The organism is Acidovorax sp. DW039, assembly GCF_037101375.1.
Taxonomy (GTDB): Bacteria; Pseudomonadota; Gammaproteobacteria; order Burkholderiales; family Burkholderiaceae_C; genus Acidovorax.
The window spans coordinates 4,827,283-4,848,440 of record NZ_AP029019.1 but is presented as its reverse complement, the minus strand read 5'-3'; the positions used below and the strand labels follow the sequence as shown (position 1 = coordinate 4,848,440).

General features: G+C 64.2%; 18 protein-coding genes. 12 read left to right on the top strand and 6 right to left on the bottom strand.

Going from position 1 to position 21,158, the window contains the following annotated elements:
- Nucleotides 1–103: 103 nt before the first annotated feature.
- Together AACH87_RS21700 and AACH87_RS21695 are read right to left on the bottom strand one after the other, a co-directional pair.
- Complete coding sequence (locus AACH87_RS21700) at nt 104–406, bottom strand: flagellar basal body protein (protein ID WP_338796635.1); 303 nt, start codon at nt 404–406, stop codon at nt 104–106.
- A gap of 73 nt (nt 407–479) precedes the next feature.
- A complete protein-coding gene (locus tag AACH87_RS21695) occupies nt 480–1,445 on the bottom strand; it encodes a LysR family transcriptional regulator (RefSeq protein ID WP_338796634.1) in 966 nt (321 codons plus the stop codon).
- Between the two features lie 109 nt (nt 1,446–1,554).
- Between AACH87_RS21695 and AACH87_RS21690 the strand changes: the two genes are divergently transcribed.
- The 6 genes from AACH87_RS21690 (at nt 1,555) to AACH87_RS21665 (ending at nt 8,927) form a co-directional block, all read left to right on the top strand.
- On the top strand, nt 1,555–2,913 hold the full coding sequence (locus AACH87_RS21690) for an aspartate aminotransferase family protein (protein ID WP_338796633.1): 1,359 nt from the start codon (nt 1,555–1,557) through the stop codon (nt 2,911–2,913).
- Between the two features lie 42 nt (nt 2,914–2,955).
- A complete protein-coding gene (locus tag AACH87_RS21685; protein WP_338796632.1) occupies nt 2,956–3,585 on the top strand; it encodes a DJ-1/PfpI family protein in 630 nt (209 codons plus the stop codon).
- A 70-nt stretch (nt 3,586–3,655) separates the two neighbouring features.
- Nucleotides 3,656–5,173, top strand: a complete 1,518-nt coding sequence (locus AACH87_RS21680) for a CoA-acylating methylmalonate-semialdehyde dehydrogenase (RefSeq protein WP_338796631.1) — start codon at nt 3,656–3,658, stop codon at nt 5,171–5,173.
- Between the two features lie 308 nt (nt 5,174–5,481).
- Nucleotides 5,482–7,797, top strand: coding sequence for an NADP-dependent malic enzyme (locus AACH87_RS21675; RefSeq protein ID WP_338796630.1), 2,316 nt, complete (start codon nt 5,482–5,484; stop codon nt 7,795–7,797).
- A 155-nt stretch (nt 7,798–7,952) separates the two neighbouring features.
- The gene (locus tag AACH87_RS21670) at nt 7,953–8,363 is read left to right on the top strand and encodes a ribonuclease (RefSeq protein ID WP_338796629.1); all 411 of its coding nucleotides are present in this window, start codon (nt 7,953–7,955) and stop codon (nt 8,361–8,363) included.
- Between the two features lie 138 nt (nt 8,364–8,501).
- Nucleotides 8,502–8,927 carry a barstar family protein gene (locus AACH87_RS21665; protein ID WP_338796628.1) on the top strand — a complete coding sequence of 142 codons (426 nt, stop codon included), beginning with the start codon at nt 8,502–8,504 and terminating at the stop codon, nt 8,925–8,927.
- Nucleotides 8,928–9,341: 414 nt separating this feature from the next.
- On the opposite strand, the gene rsmA is transcribed toward AACH87_RS21665, so the two are convergent.
- Genes rsmA through AACH87_RS21650 form a run of 3 tightly spaced genes read right to left on the bottom strand, consistent with a single transcriptional unit; the run spans nt 9,342 to nt 13,918 of the window.
- Nucleotides 9,342–10,121: a 16S rRNA (adenine(1518)-N(6)/adenine(1519)-N(6))-dimethyltransferase RsmA gene (gene rsmA, locus AACH87_RS21660; RefSeq protein ID WP_338796627.1), complete on the bottom strand. Its 780-nt coding sequence runs from the start codon at nt 10,119–10,121 to the stop codon at nt 9,342–9,344.
- 5 nt (nt 10,122–10,126) lie between these two features.
- A complete protein-coding gene (locus tag AACH87_RS21655; protein WP_338796626.1) occupies nt 10,127–11,545 on the bottom strand; it encodes a peptidylprolyl isomerase in 1,419 nt (472 codons plus the stop codon).
- A gap of 12 nt (nt 11,546–11,557) precedes the next feature.
- Nucleotides 11,558–13,918: an LPS-assembly protein LptD gene (locus tag AACH87_RS21650; protein ID WP_338799056.1), complete on the bottom strand. Its 2,361-nt coding sequence runs from the start codon at nt 13,916–13,918 to the stop codon at nt 11,558–11,560.
- A 238-nt stretch (nt 13,919–14,156) separates the two neighbouring features.
- Between AACH87_RS21650 and AACH87_RS21645 the strand changes: the two genes are divergently transcribed.
- The 4 genes from AACH87_RS21645 (at nt 14,157) to AACH87_RS21630 (ending at nt 18,533) form a co-directional block, all read left to right on the top strand.
- Nucleotides 14,157–15,314: a phosphotransferase gene (locus AACH87_RS21645; RefSeq protein WP_338799055.1), complete on the top strand. Its 1,158-nt coding sequence runs from the start codon at nt 14,157–14,159 to the stop codon at nt 15,312–15,314.
- An 88-nt stretch (nt 15,315–15,402) separates the two neighbouring features.
- Nucleotides 15,403–16,146, top strand: coding sequence for a 16S rRNA (uracil(1498)-N(3))-methyltransferase (locus tag AACH87_RS21640; RefSeq protein WP_338796625.1), 744 nt, complete (start codon nt 15,403–15,405; stop codon nt 16,144–16,146).
- Nucleotides 16,147–16,392: 246 nt separating this feature from the next.
- Nucleotides 16,393–17,520: a diguanylate cyclase gene (locus AACH87_RS21635; protein WP_338796624.1), complete on the top strand. Its 1,128-nt coding sequence runs from the start codon at nt 16,393–16,395 to the stop codon at nt 17,518–17,520.
- A gap of 284 nt (nt 17,521–17,804) precedes the next feature.
- A complete protein-coding gene (locus AACH87_RS21630) occupies nt 17,805–18,533 on the top strand; it encodes an SDR family NAD(P)-dependent oxidoreductase (RefSeq protein ID WP_338796623.1) in 729 nt (242 codons plus the stop codon).
- Nucleotides 18,534–18,569: 36 nt separating this feature from the next.
- Here AACH87_RS21630 and AACH87_RS21625 read toward each other — a convergent pair whose 3' ends face one another.
- A complete protein-coding gene (locus AACH87_RS21625) occupies nt 18,570–19,481 on the bottom strand; it encodes a LysR family transcriptional regulator (protein ID WP_338796622.1) in 912 nt (303 codons plus the stop codon).
- Nucleotides 19,482–19,595: 114 nt separating this feature from the next.
- Here AACH87_RS21625 and AACH87_RS21620 point away from each other — a divergent pair, with 114 nt between their 5' ends.
- Together AACH87_RS21620 and AACH87_RS21615 are read left to right on the top strand one after the other, a co-directional pair.
- On the top strand, nt 19,596–20,195 hold the full coding sequence (locus tag AACH87_RS21620) for an NAD(P)H-dependent oxidoreductase (protein ID WP_338796621.1): 600 nt from the start codon (nt 19,596–19,598) through the stop codon (nt 20,193–20,195).
- A 36-nt stretch (nt 20,196–20,231) separates the two neighbouring features.
- Nucleotides 20,232–21,071 carry a pirin-like C-terminal cupin domain-containing protein gene (locus tag AACH87_RS21615; RefSeq protein WP_338796620.1) on the top strand — a complete coding sequence of 280 codons (840 nt, stop codon included), beginning with the start codon at nt 20,232–20,234 and terminating at the stop codon, nt 21,069–21,071.
- The last annotated feature ends 87 nt before the right edge of the window (nt 21,072–21,158 follow it).

Here is a 21,158-nt window from a genome sequence, read left to right as displayed (position 1 = left end):
ACAAGACCACAATGAAAAAGGCCCCGGGTGCGAACCCGGGGCCTTTTTCATGGATAGCGCGCTGGATCGGCCCAGACACGATATTGCGGGGAAATACTGCGTCTTAAGCCTTGGTATTCAGCAAGCTGCCCATCATCTGGTCTTCAGTCTTGATGACCTGGATGTTCGCCTTGAATGCATAGGTGGCCGACATCTGCTCCACCACGTCTTTTTCCAGGGCGGGGCCTTCCACAGACTCCCGCCGCACTGAAGCCTGCACGCCCGCCCCGCCCGGTGCTTCAGTCTGTTCCACCGTCTGGCGCCGGAAGCCGGGTGTGTTCAGGTTGGCGACGTTGTGCGCCGCCGAGTCCAGTCGCAGCTGGGCGGCTTGCAGACCAGAATTGCCGATGGATGAAACGCTTGCCATAGGTGTGCTTACAAATTGTTGCGGGCTGAGAGATTGTCTCGCGCCACGCTAGCCGCTGCAAGCGACTATTGAATTACGGCCTGCCATGTGCCCGTGCCAGGCATTCCTGAAACGCCTGGGTTGCGCGTGAGGGTGTGGGCGAGCGGCGAATCAGGCTGACGAAGCGGCACTCGTAGTGAAAGCGGTCCGGCTGCACTGCGCGCATGCGTCCAGCCCTTTCAAAGGGCTCGGCATAGTGGTCCGGCAAAAAGCCCAGAAATTCGCCCGACAGAATGAGTGTGGCGATGGATTCCTGGTCAAAACCTGTCGCAGCCCGCGTCAGCTCAGCCCTGTGGCTCAACTCCATGTTCGGCGAGTGGTAGCCGAGACCCGCAAAAGGGTATTTGCGCACGGTGTCCCAGTCCAGCTGCGGCCGGGCGGGGTGAAACAGGGGGTGCCCCTGGCCGCAATACAGCAGCATGGTTTCCGTGAACAGGTCGGTGTAGATGAGGCTCTGGGAGCTGCGGTGCGCGGGGATGATGCCTACGTGGTAGCTCCCGTCCATCACGCCGCGTTCGATGGTGTTGATGGAGCCCACGTGCAATTGCAGGTTCACATCGGGTGCCTGCCGGGCAAAGGCGGCAATGGCTTCGCTGATGCGCGCGGCCGGGTTGCTGGCCGTCTTGTCAAATACAGCCAGGGCCAGCTGTCCGCCCATGCGCGAGTGGATGTCGTCAATGCTGCTGCGAAACGCGTCCACGGCGCTGAGCAATCGGAGTGTTTCGTCATACACCCGCTGTCCCTCGGCCGTCAGCGCAAAGCCTGCACGGCCCCGGCGGCATAGCGTCAGGCCCAGGCGGGTTTCCAGATCCTTCATGTGCCGACTGACGGTGCTGGTGCCGATATTCAGCTCCAGCTCGGCGGCCGACATGCCACCGCACTCCACCACAGCCTTGAAGACCTGCAGCAGGCGCAGGTCCATATCGCTGAGCTGGCCCAGAACGGCGCGGTGTTTTGCGGTGGCGGCCACAGGCAGTGTGGCAGGGGGTTTTACTTGCATAAATCCTCAAGTAAACATGGATATTGCTTCATTTGAGAGATTAACACCGCCCCCAACAATGGCGCTTCGTGTTCGCTGTGTCGATCGTTTTTATTGCCAGGAGAAAGCCATGAGCTTCGCCGTCATTGACCCCACCCCTGCAGCCGCCGTGCGCACCGACGCCGCGTGGCTCGAAGCCCACTGGATGCCTTTCACCGGCAACCGCAACTTCAAGGCCAAGCCCCGCATGATCGTGAGCGGCCAGGGGGCCTATTACACCGATGCCGAAGGGCGCAAGATTTTTGACGGCCTCTCGGGCCTGTGGTGCGCGGGCCTGGGCCATGGCCGCAAGGATGTGGCCGAAGCCATTGGCCGGGCCGCAGCCACGCTGGACTACGCACCGGCCTTCCAGTTCGGCCACCCTGCCTCGTTCGAGCTGGCCAACAAGCTCAAGGACCTGACCCCTGCGGGTCTGGACTATGTGTTCTTCACCGGTTCGGGCTCCGAGTCGGCCGACACCTCGCTCAAGATGGCCCGTGCCTACTGGCGTGCCAAGGGCCAGGGCACCAAGACGCGCCTGATCGGCCGCGAAAAGGGCTACCACGGCGTGAACTACGGCGGCATCTCGGTGGGCGGCATTGTGGGCAACCGCAAGCTGTTCGGCCAGGGCGTGGAGGCTGACCACATTCCCCACACCCAACCCCCTGCAGGCACCTTCCAGAAGGGCATGGCCGAGGACGGTGGCCGCGCGCTGGCCGACCGCCTGCTCGATGTGATTGCCCTGCACGATGCGAGCAACATCGCCGCCGTGATCGTCGAGCCCTTCTCGGGTTCTGCCGGTGTGGTGATTCCGCCCAAGGGTTACCTCGAGCGCATCCGCGAGATCTGCACGCAGAACAACATCCTGCTGATTTTTGATGAGGTCATCACCGGCTTTGGCCGCTGCGGTGCGTGGACCGGTGCCGAAGCCTTTGGCGTGACGCCTGACATCCTGAACTTTGCCAAGCAGGTGACCAACGGCGCACAGCCCCTGGGTGGCGTGATCGCATCCAAGGAGATTTACGACACCTTCATGGCTGCAGGCGGGCCCGAGTACATGCTGGAGTTTCCACACGGCTACACCTACTCGGCCCACCCCGTGGCCTGCGCGGCGGGCAATGCGGTGCTCGACATCCTGCAAAAAGAAGCCATGCCCGCCCGCGTGAAGGCGCTGGCCCCGTACTTTGAAAATGCGGTGCACGGCCTCAAGGGAGCCAAGCATGTGGCCGACATTCGCAACTACGGGCTGGCTGCTGGCATCACCATTGCCGCTGTGCCCGGCGAGCCTGCCAAGCGCCCCTACGAGATCGCGATGAAGTGCTGGGACAAGGGCTTTTACGTGCGCTACGGTGGCGACACCATCCAGCTTGCGCCTCCTTTCATCAGCACCGAGGCCGAGATTGATCGCCTGGTCAGTGCAGTCGGCGACGCGCTGCACGAAACGGCCTGAGTGTCTGCCTGAGTCTCTTTCAGCCACCGACGCGGCCCGCTCATGCGTATTTCCATCCTTACCTTCGACGCCTTCAACGACCTCGATTCGCTGGTCGCGTTCGGCATGCTCAGCCGCATTGCGCTGCTGGGCGATAAAGACTGGCAGGTGCGCATCGCCAGCCCCACGCCGCGTGTCACGTCCATGAACGGCCTCACCATTGACGCGCACGAAGACCTGAGCCAGCTGGCTCAGGCCGACGCGGTGCTGGTGGGCAGCGGCATGAAGACGCGCGAGGTGGCCAACACCCCCGCGCTGATGGAGCAGTTGCGCGTGCTCAACCCCGAGCGCCAGTTGCTCGCGGCACAGTGCTCCGGCACCTTTCTGCTGGGCCGCCTGGGCTTGCTGGGCGGCACGCCCGCCTGCACCGACCTCACCAGCAAACCGTGGGTGGTGGAGTCTGGCGTGGACGTCGTGCCGCGCGCCTTTACCGCGCGAGGCAATGTGGCCACGGCGGGTGGCTGCCTGTCGTCGCAATACCTCGTGACCTGGCTGCTGGCCCGCCTCAAAGGGCTGGACGCCGCGCGCGAGGTGCTGCACTACTTTGCCCCGGTGGGCGAAAAGCAGGAGTTCATCGACCGCGCGCTGGCCCATGTTCTGCCCACATTGCAAGAGCAAGCCGTTGCCGCCTGAATACTATGATTTTGATAGCTTCTAGCGCTTATTGAATAAGCGCTAGAAGCACTTTTTACTTGAGATCACCATGAACCACGACAAGAACGTCACCCACACCATTGGCCACCTGATTGACGGCAAGATCGTTGCCGACACCGAGCGCACGCAACCGGTGTTCAACCCCGCCACCGGCCAATCGACCACCAGCGTGGCGCTGGCCAGCAAGGCCACGGTCGAAGCCGCCATCGCCTCGGCCGAGGCCGCCTTCCCTGCCTGGCGCAACACGCCGCCGCTCAAGCGCGCGCGGGTGATGAGCAAACTGAAGGTGCTGCTCGAAGAAAACGCCGACAAGATCGCCGCCCTGATCACCGCCGAACACGGCAAGGTGCTGGCCGATGCGCACGGCGAGCTGCAGCGCGGTATCGAGAACGTGGAATACGCCAGCTACGCCCCCGAGCTGCTCAAGGGCGAGCACAGCCGCAACGTGGGCCCTGGTATCGACAGCTGGAGCGAGTTCCAGGCGCTGGGCGTGACGGCGGGCATCACCCCGTTCAACTTCCCGGCCATGGTGCCGCTGTGGATGTGGCCCATGGCCGTGGCCTGCGGCAACACCTTTGTGCTCAAGCCGTCGGAGCGCGACCCCACCAGCGCCTTGTTCATTGCCCAGCTGGCGCTGGAAGCGGGCTTGCCGCCCGGCGTGCTCAACGTGGTCAACGGCGACAAGCTGGCGGTGGACACGCTGCTGCAAGACCCGCGCGTCAAGGCTGTGAGCTTCGTGGGCTCCACGCCTATTGCCGAGTACATCTACGCCGAAGGCTGCAAGCACGGCAAGCGCGTGCAGGCCCTGGGCGGCGCCAAGAACCACGCCATCGTCATGCCCGATGCCGATATCGGCAACGCAGTGAGCGCGCTGATGGGTGCAGCCTACGGCTCGTGCGGCGAGCGCTGCATGGCCATTCCGCTGGTGGTGGCCGTGGGCGATGACACTGCCGAGGCCGTGATTGCAGGCCTCAAGGCTGAAATCGCCAAGATGAAGGTCGGCCCAGGCACTGACAACAGCAACGACATGGGCCCGCTGGTGACCAAACAGCACTTCGAGAAGGTGAAGGCCTATGTGGACAGCGGTGTGGCCGAAGGCGCCACGCTGGTGGTGGACGGCCGTACGGTGAAGGTGCAGGGCCATGAGGAAGGCTACTTCCTGGGCGCTTGCCTGTTTGACAACGTCAAGCCCGGCATGAAGATCTACCAGGAAGAAATCTTCGGCCCCGTGCTGGGCGTGGTGCGGGTGAAGAATCTGCAAGAAGCCATGAAGCTCATTGACGACCATGAATACGGCAACGGCACCTGCATCTTCACGCGCGACGGTGAGGCCGCCCGCTACTTCACCGACCACATCCAGGTTGGCATGGTGGGCGTGAACGTGCCACTGCCCGTGCCCGTGGCCTACCACTCGTTCGGCGGCTGGAAGCGCAGTCTGTTTGGCGACCTGCACGCCTACGGGCCTGATGCCGTGCGCTTCTACACCAAGCGCAAGACCATCACCCAGCGCTGGCCCTCGGCCGGTGTGCGCGAAGGCGCGGTGTTCAGCTTCCCCAGCAGCCGCTGAGCGGTGCTGTAGTGCCTGATGCCTGATGAACGGCCCCGTGGGGCCGTTTTTTTGCGCCCTGCCCCGCAGGCTGGTGGACGGGCCTATGCGTTGCTTGCGCCGAGCCATAGCTTTTATGCATTGACTCGGGTGTAAGACAAGGACTGGGCAGGAGCACAATGCGGGCCCTGTCTTTCCCTGTAAGCAGATACGCTTACTAGGGTTTTTACGTAACGACGCCTACAATCGCAGACCCTTACAAAGCTGACAGCCTTGGCCGGGCCTTGCCCCGGCGATCTTTTCGCTACCTCTCACGCTGGAGACACTGCATGCCCGAGAACACCACGGCCCAGAACAACAACCCAGACAAGCGTGCCCAGCTGCGCCGCGCTGCGCTCGAATACCACGAGTTTCCCAAGCCCGGCAAGGTCGCCATTGCGGCCACTAAGCAGATGGTCAACCAGCACGATCTGGCCTTGGCCTATTCCCCCGGTGTGGCAGCGCCCTGCGAAGAAATCGTCAAGGACCCCAACGCCGCTTTCCGCTACACCAGCCGGGGTAACCTGGTGGGCGTGGTGACCAACGGCACGGCCGTGCTGGGCCTGGGAGACATCGGCCCCCTGGCTGGCAAGCCTGTGATGGAGGGCAAGGGCGTCCTGTTCAAGAAGTTCTCGGGCATCGATGTGTTTGACATCGAAATCAACGAAAAGGACCCTGAAAAGCTGGTAGAGATCATTGCCAGCCTGGAGCCCACCTTCGGCGGCATCAACCTCGAAGACATCAAGGCCCCCGACTGCTTCTACATCGAGCGCAAGCTGCGCGAACGCATGAAGATTCCGGTCTTCCACGATGACCAGCACGGTACGGCCATCGTGGTGGGCGCCGCCATTCTCAACGGCCTGAAGGTGGCGGGCAAGAAGCCTGAGGATGTGAAGCTGGTGACGTCGGGCGCAGGCGCTGCCGCGCTGGCCTGCCTGGGTTTGCTGGTCAAGCTGGGCATCCGCCGCGAAAACATCTGGGTCACCGACCTGGCTGGCGTGGTCTATGAAGGCCGCACTGAGCTGATGGACGAGGACAAGATCCAGTTTGCCCAGAAGACCGACCTGCGCACCCTGAGCCAAGTGATCGAAGGTGCCGACGTGTTCCTGGGCCTGTCGGCGGGTGGTGTGCTCAAGCAGGACATGGTCAAGCGCATGGCTGACCGCCCTCTGATCTTCGCCTTGGCCAACCCCAATCCCGAAATCCAGCCCGAAGACGTGAAGGCGGTGCGCGATGACGCCATCATCGCCACGGGTCGTACCGACTACCCCAACCAGGTCAACAACGTCCTGTGCTTCCCCTACATCTTCCGCGGGGCTCTCGATAGCGGTGCCACCACCATCACCCTGGAGATGGAAATTGCCGCAGTGCACGCCATTGCCGAGCTGGCGCAGGCCGAGCAAAGCGAAGTCGTTGCTGCCGCCTATGTGGGCGAACAACTGGCCTTTGGGCCGGAGTACCTCATCCCCAAGCCGTTCGACCCCCGGCTGATGATGATGATTGCCCCCGCTGTGGCACAAGCGGCTGCAGACAGTGGCGTGGCGCTGCGCCCCATCGCCGACATGGATGCCTACCGCGAGCAGCTGCAGAGCTTTGTCTACGCCTCGGGCACGATGATGAAGCCCATCTTCACGGCCGCAAAGACCGCTACCAAGAAGCGCGTGGCCTACGCCGAGGGTGAGGAAGAACGCGTGCTGCGTGCGGCGCAGATCGTGGTGGATGAGAAGATAGCGCGGCCCACGCTCATCGGTCGCCCCGCCATCATTGCCCAGCGTATCGAGAAGTTCGGCTTGCGCCTGCAGGAAGGGCGCGACTACGACGTGGTCAATGTGGAGAACGACCACCGCTACCGCGACTTCTGGCAGACCTACCATCGCATGACCGAGCGCAAGGGCGTGACGGTGCCCATCGCCAAGATCGAGATGCGTCGCCGCCTGGCACTCATCGGAGCCATGCTGCTGCACAAGGGCGAGGTAGACGGCCTGATTGCCGGCACCTGGGGCCACACCAATCTGCACCTGAACTATATTGACCAGGTGATTGGCAAGCGCGCTGGTGTGACCACATTTGCGTGCATGAACGGGCTTTTGCTGCCCGATCGCCAGGTGTTCCTGGTCGATACGCACGTCAACTACGACCCCACCGCCGAACAACTGGCGGAAATCACCGTGATGGCGGCCGAGGAAATGATGCGATTTGGCATCAAGCCCCGCGCTGCGCTGCTGTCCCATTCCAACTTTGGCTCCAGCAACCAGCCCAGCGCCATCAAGATGCGCCAGACACTGGAGTTGCTGCGGGTGCAAGCCCCGTGGCTGGAAGTGGACGGCGAAATGCACGGTGACGTGGCGCTGGACAGCAAGGCCCGGGCAGCCCTCATGCCCCACAGCGACCTGATCGGTGACGCCAACCTCTTGGTGCTGCCCAATATCGACGCAGCCAATATCTCCTACAACCTGCTCAAGACAGCGGCAGGCGGCAATATCGCCATCGGCCCCGTGCTGCTGGGCGCAGCACAGCCTGTGCATATCCTCACTGCCAGCACCACCGTGCGCCGCATCGTGAACATGACGGCTTTGACGGTAGCTGACGCCAACGCATCCCGTTAATGCGTTAACAGCCCGTAACAGGGCTGATTTTTGTACTTTTTCATTGCAAGCGCCTGCCCATTATTTGGGCAGGCGCTTGCTTTTTGGGGGGTATTACGTCACACTACAGCCTCGAAATTTTCGGGTTAACCCGTGGTTTCTGAAAGGTGTCGTTGATGCTGAAGGCTTTAGCCGCCCAAGTTCGCAGAGTTGTTGTCTGGGGTACTTTGGGTGTTGCGTTTGTGTTGGCTCCGGGGGTGGGTCATGCCCGCCAAGCTCCGTCTGCCGTAAGTTCGCTTCCTTCCATAGCGTTGGCCGATCTGCCCGCTCAGGGGCGAGCAACCTATGTGCTCATCCGTGAAGGTGGGCCGTTCCCTTACGAGAAGGACGGTACTGTTTTCGGCAACCGCGAGCGGATCCTGCCAGCACAAAAGCGTGGCTATTACCGCGAGTACACCGTCAGAACGCCGGGGGCCAGCAACCGGGGGGCGCGTCGCATCGTATGCGGTGGCTTACAGCCCCGAACCCCGGATGCTTGCTACTACACCAGCGACCACTACGCCAGTTTCCGCGAGATCGTCGAGTGAACTCCCCCATAGCGGTATGTGCCTGCCATGTCATGGTGGCACATGGCGTGACTTTTTGAATCCTCCCACCCGCAAGGTGCATGCCCGGCTTGCGGAATGCCAGAAGTTTGTGGACTTTATTAAGAAAGAGTAGCGGAGATGCAGACGCCACTTCGTAAAGACCTGGATACGCCGTTGCGCGGCGTCCGTCCCAATATCGTGCAGTCCATCCGTGCCTTCCGTGTGCAGGATCTGCAAGAGGCGGCCAGTTCGATGGGTCACCATTTTCTGTATGCCAATCTGGCCCACGCGCAGTCCAAGCAGGATGTGCTGGACCTGATTGCTGCGCAATTCACATTTCCTGCCCACTTTGGCAAGAACTTTGATGCGTTGTACGACTGCATGACAGATCCACTGCACAAGTCGGGCCCGCAGCCCGGCTTTATCGTGGTGCTGGAGCAGATTCCCGCCACGGCTAAGTTCGACAAGGAAGCACGCGAGCAACTGCTCGACATCTTCCGCGATGCGGCGGACTACTGGAGCGACCGGAAGATTCCCTTCCGCTGTTTCTATTCTTTTCTGTAGCCCGTTCTGCATCCAACAGCCAGGCAGAACGGGCGAATGAGGCTAATGAAGCACCGAAAGTCCAGCGGATCGAGATTGCGGCAGAGCCCGAAGAAAAAATGCCCACCGACAAGCTGGTCGATGTGTCCCCACTGGCGCTGCGCATGAGCAGCCCTTTCAATGCGGGATACTGGCTTTCGGCAGCTTGAATCCGGTATAGCTCCCTGAGGCGCTTTGCGCCTTCCCGCCTCTTCTCCCGAACTGCTGCGCAACTCGGGAAAGAGAGCGGCCATTGCGCGGTGTCGCTGATGGGGGCTCTGCTTGCCTACCAGGGCAGCGGCGAAATACGGCACTGAAGCTGCTTGCGCGACACCATAGCATCCATAATCAAAATAGCACTTTGCGCTTGCCCATCAAGCGCTGGCAGCTATCAATTCAAGAGCAAGCCTGCGCCAGCGCCACGTACTCAGCCACGGGCACTTCTTCTGCACGACGCTGGGTGTCGAATGCACCAGCGAACTGGCGCTCCTCCAGCCAGCGGCCCAGGGTGTGGCGCAGCAGCTTGCGGCGCTGGCTGAAGGCCACCTGCACCAGCTCTTCCAGCAGCGGCACCGACACCGCAGCAGGCTCGGCGTAAGGCACCATCCGCACCACGGCGCTGTCCACCCGGGGTGGTGGGTCAAAGCTTTCTGGGGGCACGAACAGCACGTTTTCCATGGCGTAGCGCCATTGCAGCATGACCGACAGGCGACCGTAGTCGCCTGTGGCGGGGGCTGCCACCATGCGGTCGATCACTTCCTTTTGCAGCATGAAGTGCTGATCCTGAATGGACTGCACATGCTCCAGCAGATGGAACAGGATGGGCGTGGATATGTTGTAGGGCAGATTGCCCACCACGCGCAGGCGCAAGTCAGGCCTGTTCAGCTTGCTGCGGAAGGTTTCGGCCAGGGCGGTGAAATCCACCTTCAGCACATCGGACTCGATCACGTCGAGTTGCCCGTGGGCGCGCAGCCGCGCCGCCAGGTCCCGGTCCAGCTCGATGACGGTGAGACGGCCCAGGCGTTCTACCAGCGGCTGCGTCAGGGCAGCCAAGCCCGGACCAATTTCCACCATGGGGTCACCGGGCTGGGGCGCAATTTCATGGACGATGCCGTCAATGATTCCCTGGTCCGACAGAAAGTGCTGTCCGAAACGCTTGCGGGGAATGTGCTTCATGCCCTTCATTGGGGGGGCTCGCGATATTCCACGTAAGCACGGCCACGCAGTTCCTGCGCCCAGGTGGCGTAGGCTTCATCCAGCTTTTTCTCGCGCACGGCGTCACGCATCATGTCGCGCTGTTCGCGCTGGTTCAGCTTGGCCTCACGCCGGTCTACCAGCTGGATCAGGTGCACGCCAAACCGTGTGACCACGGGTTCGCTGATTTCGCCGGGGCGCAGGGTGTTCAGTACCTGCTCAAATTCGGGCACATAGCGGCCAGGGTTGGCCCATCCCAAGTCGCCGCCTTGCTTGGCGCTGCCGTCCTGCGAATGTTCGCGTGCCAGGCTGGCAAATTCTGCCTGCCCTACCTGGATGCGGCGGCGGTAGTCGTTCAGGCGAGCTGCGGCGGCGGCTTCAGAAAGCTGGGGGCCGGTGCGCAGCAGGATGTGGCGGGCGTTGGTCTGTGTCACCACCATGCCAGAGCCTGCGGACGTGCGTTCCACCACCTTCAGGATGTGAAACCCTGCTGGAGAGCGGATGGGGCCCACGATGCCACCCACGGGCAGCGACTGGGTGGAGGTGACGAACAGCTCGGGGTAGCGGTCGGTGGGGCGCAGACCCAGCAGGCCGCCGTCGCGTGCGCCTTCCGCTGCATCAGAGTACTCACGCGCCACTTTGGCAAACTCTTCACCGGCACGTACCTTGTCTGCCGCTTGCTGGGCGCGGGCCTGGCGTTCGGCCACGACTTCGGGGCTGGCGTTTTCGGGCACGCGCACCAGCACGTGGGCGAGGTTGATCTCCACGCCCTCGGGGTTGGCTTGCTGTTCGCGGATGAACTGGTCAATGTCCAGATCGGTGACCCGCACCTTGGAGTCCACTTCGCGTTCACGCACGCGTTGAAGCAGCAACTGGTTGCGCAGCTCTTCACGGAAGCGGTCGCGGCTGAGACCTTCGCGCACCAGGCGGCGCTGCAACTCGTCCACCGTCAGGCCGTTTTGCTGGGCCACGCTCGCTTCTGCCTGGTTGACGGAGTAGTCGTCCACCTTGAGCGACATCTCCCGCGCCAGCTGGAGCTGGGCCTTTTCCAGAATCAGTCGCTCCAGCACTTCGCGGGCAATCACTTCACGGGGCGGAGCAGGCGTACTGCCGCCCTGCTGGGCCAGCTGCTGCTCGATCCGGGCGACCCGCGAACTCACCTCATGGTTGGTCACGGGCTCGGAGTTGACGATGGCCACGATGTAGTCGGCAGAGCGCGGGCCTTTGTCTGCCGCTGAGGGCGTGGGCAGGCTCAGCGCCGGGGCGGCGCCTGTGTTGGCGGCGGGCTGGCGCGCCAGGCCCTGGCTGGCATTGCCTGCGGGGCGCAGCCCTTGGGCTGCAGCGCCTTGGGAGACCAGGCAGGCCAGGCTGGCTGTCAGGGCCCATGTCATCACGCGGTGGTTCATGGCAGTGTCGGTTTAGTCGTAGTTGCTGAAACGGCTGGGCGCTCCCACCTGTTCGCGCAGGTATTGGTAGCGCGGCACCAGCCGCTTGAAGGTTTCAAGAGGGCTGGAGCCCAGGCTCAGGCGGGAGAAGCCCACGAATTCAATCTGGAACAGCAGCCGGGTATTGGAGGTGGAGGTGCTGTTTTGCAGGCGTTCAAGCACCACACGGCCAATCCAGCAGCAGCTGTCGTATTCCAGTCCGATCACCGTGTCCACCATCTTGCGGTCCTGGATGCTGTAGTTCAGGCGCGCCACGCTGTACCAGCGGCCGCCGCCCAGGCCGCGCCCAGGCCCCAGGTCCTGGCCCTTGTCGCCCCACAGGTCGTTCAGCGGCCATTGCCAGCCCACGTCGATCTGCTCACTCGTGCCGCGCTGCAGGCGATAGGCGGCACTGATGGTGCGGTAGTTGCCGGGGCTGTAGCGGGCGCTCATGGTGGAGCGGATGGAGCGGCCCGTCTTGGGGTTGTACTGCACGGTGGAGTCAAAAGCCCACTGCTGCGTCCAGTTGAGCCCGGCACCCAGCAGCACGTCCGACAGGCGTTCACTCACCGGTGTTGCGCCGGGCAGGGTCACGTTCTGGTCAGAGAACCGCACCCGTTGGGCAATGCCCAGTCGCACGCTCTCTGCGCCCGTGTTCGGGTCCAGCAGCCGGGTGGTCACCCCCAGCGTCAGCAGGTTGTTGTCTGCGATGCGGTCGTTGCCTACGTAGGGGTTCTCGGTAAACGCCGTGGCAAAGTTGAAGTCCGTGGCGGCGGTGTCATACACCGGCAGCGCGCTCTGGTTGCGGAACGGCGTGTAGGTGTAGAAGGCACGCGGCTCCAGCGTCTGCGTGAACGAGCGACCCAGCAAGGATGCATCGCGTTCAAAGACCAGGCCACTGTCCACACTGAATGTGGGCACGGTGCGGCTGGCGGAGCGGGACCCGTTGGACAGCGCGCCGTCAAACTGGTACTGCGTTGCGTGCAGTTGCAGCTTGGGGGTGACAAAGCCCCCTGGCGAGAGAAAAGGCCTGCTGATCTGGGCGAGGGCGTAGGAGCGGTCTGCGTTGGGCTGACCCGTCAGAGCCCGGGCTGCCTCAAAGCGCGTGGTGTCCAGCTCCACGCTGGCGTCCAACCCGCCTGGCAGGGCTGAGGGCGTGTAGCGCCAGTTCAGCTGCGGCATGCGGTCATAAGGCGGCACGATGGGGGCACTCACGTCCTGCAGCGTTTGCCACTTCAAGGCACGGATCTGCGCCGAGTAGTCGCCCGACCCCCAGCTCAGCGATGCATCGTTGGGCAGTAGGCGCTGGCGCAGCTGCACCGATGCGCGCCCGAAATCACGCCAGTAGTTGTCGTCGCTCACCCGGTTGAGGTTCAGGTTCAGTCCCAGCCCACCGATGCTGGAGTCAATCGTGCCCTGGTGCTTGGCTGTCACGCTCCACCGGTCACGCTCACGCAGGCGGTCTGAAGGCATGTAGTCGCCGCTGATTTCCCCGTAATAGGTGGGCTCCAGATAGCGGAATTCCCCCCCCAGGTTCGCCCCCCGTTTGGCCATGACAGCAGAGCGCAGCGTGGCATCCCGGTTGGGGGCGATGTTCCAGTAATAGGGCTGGATATAGGAGAGCCCGTCGCGGCTGTCCAGGGCCACCGTGGGCGGCAACAGACCGGATTTGCGCTTGTCCGACAGGGGAAAAGTGATGTGCGGAATGGGCAGGATGGGCACACCCTGAAACTCCAGCACCGCCCCTTCGGCGGAGCCCACTTCTTCCTTGTTGTCGATGTGGATGGCGTCGGCTCGCAAAATCCAGGCGGGGCGCCAGCTGTCTTCGTTTTCGCGCTGGCAGGTGGTGTAGGTGGCGCTGTGCACCGTGGCGCGGTCGCGGTCGATGAAGTCGATGCGGTTGGCTTCGCCATGGGCCTGGGTGGCCAGAAAGCGGTAGCGTGCGTCCGTAAAGAAGCCTTCGAACGCCTCCACCTTCAGGTCGAGCGCGGAGCCCTCATAGGTGTTGCCTGCACGGTTGATGCGCACGTTGTCCCGGGCCTTGGCCAGGTCGTCCGGCGCGATGTACTCCAGCCGGTCCGCACGGATGACCGTGTCACCGCGGCGCAACTCTGCATTGCCCTCAATGGTGGCGTTCAGATCCGTCTGGCCGGTGATGCGGTCGCCCCGCACAAACACGGGCAACTGGTTGCGCACCGACTCCGGAATGGTTTCCTGCAGCTGCGGGGACGTGCGCAGCGTCATCGGCGTTTCCGGTGCAGCGGGCGGGGCATCCTGTGCCAGCGATACCAGCGGCAGACCGCACCAGGCCAGCGCAACGCAGTACGCCAGGGCCTTGGGCGCAGGCCGGTGCACGCGCGACGAGGCGGATGCCACTGCGGGCCGGGTCCGGGGGGAAGGTGTCTGCACGGTGATGGGCTGGCGACGTGGCACGTGGGGCGTTGGGACGAGGGCGGATGGAGCAGCCCACGCCGACGGGGCGGCACGGGAACGGGTTTGTAAAATCCGATTATCCATGAGCCACCCCTCCTCCTTCTTTTCCCCTTCATCTGCCGATTCGTCTGCAGTTCCATCCAGTGCAGCCAGCGTTGCCATGCCCAGCCAGGTGACCTGGGCCGACCCCGCCCGCCAGCAGGCTTTTGAGGCCTGGCTCGCCCCGCTGGTGGCCAGCCACCAGTTGCTGCCCGGCACGCTGCGGCCAGCGTCAGCCGACGCGAGCTTTCGCCGCTACCTGCGCATCGACACCGCCTCGGGCGCCAGCTGCATCGTCATGGACGCCCCGCCCGACAAGGAAAACTGCCGCCCCTTCGTGCAGGTGCAGGCCCTGATGGCCGAGGCCGGGCTGAACGTGCCGCACATCCTGGCGTGGGACGAAGCGGGTGGCTTCATGCTGCTGTCTGACTTGGGCAAGCAAACCCTGATCGAGCTGCTGCAGCCCGAAAACCCCCAGGCCGCACTGGCGTGGTACCAGCAGGCTACCGACGTGCTGCTGCAGTGGCAAAAGGCTTCTCGCCCCGGCGTGCTGCCCGTGTACGACGAAGCCTTGCTGCGCCGGGAGCTGTCGCTGTTCCCAGACTGGTACCTGGCCCGCCACCGGGGCGTGACGCTGACGGCCAAGCAGCAGGCCACGCTGGACAACGCCTTCAATCTGATCGTGGCGCACAACCTGGCCGTGCCCAGCGTGTTCGTGCACCGCGACTTTATGACCCGCAATTTGATGGCCCCCACGCTCCCCGCTGCGCGTGGTTCGCTGCCCCCCGAGGGGGCGCTCGCCGCCTTGGGGCGGCCCGGCGGCGGCTCGGGGGCTGGTTCATCCAACGCTCTGGGGGTGCTCGACTTCCAGGACGCCGTCTACGGCCCCATCACCTATGACATCGCCAGCCTGCTGCGCGATGCGTTCATCAGCTGGGAAGAAGAATTTGTCATTGATGTGACCGTGCGTTACTGGGAGAAGGCCCGCAAGGCCGGGCTGCTGGGCGCGAACAGCGCCAGCGGCTGGGGGGCAGACTTTGGCGAGTTCTACCGTGCGGTGGAATGGATGGGCCTGCAGCGCCACCTCAAGGTGGCTGGCATCTTTGCCCGCCTCACCCTGCGCGACGGCAAGCCCAAGTACCTGGCCGATGCGCCGCGCTTTTTGCACTACATCCGCTCCACCGCCAACCGCTACCGCCAGCTGGGCCCGCTGCTGCAACTGGTGGACGAGATCGAAGGCACCACGCCCATCACGGGGTTTGCTTACGGCCGCATGTAGCCTCCGCAGGTCCGAGAGTTCGAATTTGAGTCAAATTGGCCTCCAGCGCTTATGAATCAAGCGGTGGCAGCTATGAAAGTAATAGTAGATGCCCCGCTTCCACTGCCCTGTTGACCTGGCCCCCGGTGCTGAAATCGACCTGCCCCCCGGCGCGGCGCGCCATGTGCAGGTGCTGCGCCTGCAGCCGGGCGACGGCATCACGCTGTTTCACGGCGGGGCAGAGGGCCCTGGTGGAGAGTTCGAGGCCACCGTCTTGCGCATGGGCCGCAGCGACGTGCGCGTGCAGGTCGGCACGCACCACGCCGTCGAGCGCGAAGCACCCCGCGCCATCCACCTGCTGGCGGGCATCACCGCCAACGAGCGCATGGACTGGCTCATTGAAAAAGCCACCGAGCTGGGCGTGGCCAGCATCACCCCGCTGATGGCCGAGCGCAGCGTGCTCAAGCTCAAGGGCGAACGGGCCGACAAAAAGCTCGCCCACTGGCAGGCCGTGGCCGTGGCTGCCTGCGAGCAGTGCGGGCGCAACCGCGTGCCCGTGGTGCACGATGCGGTCGATCTGGCTGGGTGGGTGCGCGCTCACTCGGCCGCGCCCGGCGGCAGCGCTGAAGCCCTGCACCTGCTGCTGTCCCTGCGCGACGGCACACGCCCCCTGCAGGAGGTGGCGCTGGGCGATACGCCCGTGTGGTTCCTGTCGGGCCCCGAAGGCGGTTTGAGCGCCGCTGAAGAGGCCCTGGCCGTGCAGCACGGCTTTGCACCCACCACCCTGGGCAGCCGCGTGCTGCGGGCAGAGACCGCCCCCCTGGCTGCGCTGGCGGCCCTGACACTGGTCTAGCGGCCGCCTTTGAGCGGGTGTTGAGGACCCGGAGGGTCGGCTTCTTTCCTTTACTCCGCTTACATCCCGTCCGCGCAATCCCTGCTTGCCCTTCGGGCCCTGCACCGTAGAATTTGTAAACGACAGCAATACCCGCGCTCCGGCCCTTCGCAGGCCCCCTGATCCGGCGGCAACCCCGTTGGCTCCAGGCCCTGCACAGAGGCGCACCCACGCGCAGCTGTTCATTACACATAGCAGGGAGCCAACTTGGATCTGGGCGCGTACTGGCGGCGATGGACAGACTGGGTGCTGACCACCGACAAGCGCCAGCGCATCCGTCTGGCCATGGCGGGGCTGGCGGCCTTGTTGATGGTGTGCTGCCTGGTGGTGATGAACGCCGTAGCGGCTGCCGGGCTTACCGATGCAGGCCATGTGCGGGTGTGGACGGTGTGCTCGGTCATCGGCCTCATCCTGGTCTATGTGGCCATCCGCAGCGGCTGGTCGCGCCGCTTCAAAGACCCTTCCCTCACCCTGCCGCAAATTCTGTACTCCATTGCCTGCTGCGCCGTGGCCTTTGTGATTGCGGGGCCAGCCCGTGGGGTGACTTTACCCATCCTGGCCATCATCCTCATGTTCGGCATTTTCGGCCTCACCACGCGGCAGATGCTGGGCATCCTGCTGTATGGCCTGGTGGTGTTTGGCACCGCCTCGGTGGCTGTGGCCTGGCGCGACGAGCCCGGCTATCCGCCCGTGGTGGCCGGGGCCTATGTGGGCATGGTGGTGGTGGTGCTGCTCAGCAGCACTTTCCTGACCACTCGCGTGCAGAGCACCCGTGAACACCTGCGCAGGCAAAAGGCCGAGCTGGCGCGGGCGCTGGAGCAGATCCGCGAACTGGCCACGCACGACGACCTCACCGGCCTGCTCAACCGCCGCGCCATGCTCGAGCGCATGCACCAGGAGCAGCGGCGCAGCCAGCGCACAGGCCACCCCCTGCTCATTGCCCAGCTGGACATTGACCACTTCAAGGTCGTCAACGACACCCATGGGCACGCCGTGGGCGACCGGGTGCTGCAGGCTTTTGCCAACACCGTGCGCTACAGCGTGCGCGAAACCGATCTGCTGGCGCGCTGGGGTGGCGAGGAGTTTGTGCTGATGCTGTGCGATACCCCCGCCGAAGAAGCCTGCGCCCTGCTCGAGCGTGTGCGCCGCGCGGTAGAGGCCATGCAGGTGCACGACTCGCGCAGCCCCGAGCCGCTGGCCGTCACCGTCTCCGCAGGCCTGGCCTGCCACCGCGCCGGGGAGCCGCTGGAGCACACCCTGGAGTGCGCCGACCGCGCGCTCTACGCCGCCAAGGCCCAGGGGCGCAACCGCCTGGTGGCGCATCTCGACCCCTGACCTCTGTGCCTCCTGACGCTCTGTCCCTGACGCTGCCTGCGTCATAAGTCTTTCCGCTGCCCACAGCGGGGATTGGTAGCGCTGAAAAAGGCTTATCTATCTGCTGAATCGATGAAATCCATCGAGAAATATCGGCTTCAAAAATACTTGCTGCGGTGCTGGAATGCAGACCTGCGCGCAAAGTCTCTGCACAACTGGGCTGGCTTTTGACAGTGAGCTGCAGGGCTGGTGCTCCAGCCGCCGGGGCATGCGCACTTCCCGCAACTTTTTGAGAACGACTCGACATGACCAAGAAATGCATCGCCATTCTGGGTGCAGGCCCCGGCCTGGGACGCGGCCTGGCCCGCAAGTACGGTAAAGAAGGCTATGCCGTGGCCCTGGTGGCACGGCGCATGGAGCCCTTGCAAGCCCTCGCGGAGCAGCTGGCCGCAGAGGGCATCGCCGCCCAGGCCTACACAGCCGATCTGCGTGACCCGCAGGCGGTAGCTAATGCGCTGGCAGCCATCCAGAGTGACTGGGGCGCGGTCGATACGATCTACTACGGACCGAATGCGCCCGAAGTCTTTGTGCCTGCCGCCACGGTCAGTGTGGAGGCCGTCAGGGACAAGGTCGAACTGTTCCTCTACGGCCTGGTGGTGGCCGTGGGGGCAGTGCTGCCCGGCATGCGTGCAAGGCAGCAGGGCTCCATCCTTGTGGGGTTGGGGGGCTCTGCCGCAGTGGGTCTGCCTTTCATGAGCGGCCCGGGGCCTGCATTGGCGGGGGCGCGCAACTACCTGTATTCCCTGCACGGTGAACTAGCGCCTGAGGGCATTTATGTCGGCATGCTCACGCTCTCGGCCGTCATCCAGCACAGCGGTTGGCATACAGGCATTCAGTCGGGGGCCATTCCGCTGAACCTGCCCCCCGGTTTCCAGATTCCCGAGGTCTCACCCGATGCCTTGGCGGACATGCTGCACAACGCTGCCCAAACCCGCCAGGTGCCCGAGCTGGTGTACCCGCCCTTGCCGCAATGACGCGCTGGCGCACAGCCGCTGGCAGGGGATTACAGTTCAGGCCCCGGCGGCCTCCTGCGCGGCCACGCGCTTGAGTTCTTCCAGCAGCCAGCGGCCCGCAGGGCCGGGGGGCATATCGGTGCGGTGGATGGCCGCCAGCGCCATGCTCACGTTGGCCCGCCCCTCTTCAAACTCCAGCGCCACCAGTGAGCCCTGATCCAGATCGGCCTGCACCATGTGCTGGGGCATGCCGCCCCAACCCAGCCCGGCTTTCAGAAAAGCATGCTTGGCGCCCAGGTCCGACAGGCGCCATGTCTTGGGCGAGACCACGCCCATGTCCATGGTGCTGGTCAAGCGAGAGCGGTCGCTCAGCACCAGCTGCACATGCTGGCGCAACACATGCTGCGGCACAGGTCGGCCCCACTGGGCCAGCGGATGCGTGGGCGCGGCCACCATCAGGTAGGGCACGCTCATCAGGTGTTCGCTGGTCAGCTCGGGCTGGTCTGTGAACAGGGGGGCTCGCACCCCGAAAGAGCAGGTGCCTTCCAGCACCGGCTCCATGACTGCCCCCATGCCCTCCACCGACAGGCGCAAGGGCGTGCGCGGAAACTGCCCCTGAAAAGCAGCCACGGCCTGGGTGAGCACAGACGTGGGCAAAAAGACATGGGTCACCACGGTCAGCTCGGGCTCCAGCCCACCCGCCATGCCTTTGGCCCGTGCCTTGAAGCGGTCCATGTCACTGGCCACCTGCCGCGCATCGGCCAGCAATTCGCGCCCTATGGCAGTGAGCTGTGGCCGGCGAGTGGACCGGTCAAACAGCTGCACACCCAACTGGTTTTCCAGGTTGGCCAATGTCTGGCTCACCACAGACTGCGCGCGCCCCAGCCGACGCCCTGCCGCAGAGAAGCTGCCGCAATCCGCCGCTGCGATGAAGGTGCGTAACTGATCCAGCGTGACGGCATCCAGCATCTATCGGCTCCTTGGATGGTTGGCATCGAAAAATATAGGCTACGCAGATTTTACGGCGCACCCTATCTTCAGCCTGTAGGCCGCTTCGGCCCCAATCAACCTGGAGAAAACACCATGAAACTGCTGCATGTGGACTCAAGCATCCTGAACGCGGACTCGGTGAGCCGTACCCTCACCGCCCACATCGTTGCCACCCTGCAAGACGGCCAGCCCGACCTGGATCTGGCCAGCGCGCCGTTGGGGCACCTCACGCAGCAGCACCTGGCTGCGGCCCAGGGCGCACCTGCCCCGGCAGGTGCCGAGGCCGACATCGCTGCAAGCCAGCGTGCGCTGGATAGCTTCCTGGCCGCAGACACAGTGGTGGTGGGCGCACCCATGTACAACTTTGGCGTGCCTTCGCAGCTCAAGGCGTGGCTCGACCGTCTGGCCGTGGCAGGCAAAACCTTCCGCTATGGCGAGCAGGGCCCTGTGGGCCTGTGTGGCGGCAAAAAGATCATCGTTGCTTCGTCGCGCGGTGGCGTGTTCAGCGAAGGTTCTCCCCTGGCCTCCATGGACCACCAGGAGGCCCATCTGCGCGCGTTCTTCGGCTTTCTGGGCATTCAGGACATCACGGTGGTGCGCGCCGAGGGCCTGGCCATGGGGCCGGAAGCGCGTGCCCGTGCGCTGGAAGTGGCCCGCCAGCACATTGCTGCGTTGGCAAGCCCTGCAGCCTGATTGCGTTCATCGCAGATGGCTGCCCCGAGGTATTCCATGGCCTTGCAGATCTCCGCGCCGCTGCATGGGCGCGTCCATTCCAGCCCGCTGTTCAGCGTGAACAGCCTGCCATTGCACGCCATGGGCGAATCCACCTCGCCCCTGGTCATGCTGGACGACTTTCGCGTCAGCGGCCGCCCCTTTCCACCCCACCCCCATGCCGGATTTTCGGCGGTCACCTACGTGTGGGAAGACTCGGCCACCGGCCTGCGCTCGGTGGACTCGTTGGGCCATGACGTGCAGGTGGGGCCCGGTGGCATCGTCTGGACCCAGGCAGGCCGTGGTGTGCTGCACCAGGAAGCCCCCGCCGTATCGGGGCGTGAGTTGCTCGGCGTGCAGTTCTTTGTGAACCTCAGCAGCGCGCACAAGCTGAGCGCCCCCCAGACCCTGTGGCTGGACGCAGCGCAGGTCCCCGTATGGAGCGACGACGAGGGCAACAGCGTGCGCGTGGTGGTGGGCACGCATGGTGGTCAGGCCTCCAGCCTGCAGCCAGTAGAGCCCTTCACCCTGCTGGATGTAGACCTGCACTCGCAGCTGGAGCTGGAAGTGCGGCCCCCACAGCGGGGTCTGGTGTATGCCCGGTCAGGCCATGTGCGGGTGGCTACACCCGGAGCCGCCACCTTGCTGGAGCCCGGGCAGGCCGCCGCGGTGCGGGGCTCGGGCAAGTTGCATCTCACCGTGGCATCACGGGCGCGGGTGCTTTACCTGGAGGGGGCGGCGATCCATGAACCTGTCGTTTCCCATGGTCCCTTCATCATGAATACGCGTGCGCAACTGGCCGACGCCATCGGGCGGTACGAAACCGGGCAGATGGGGCAGCTTGCGCCCTTGCTGTGAGGGTGACCCTGCACGGGCGCCTCTGGCTTTATGCGCTTCCACAGCGGGTCATCGGCTGATTCACGGACAAGGCGGCAGTTGACACTG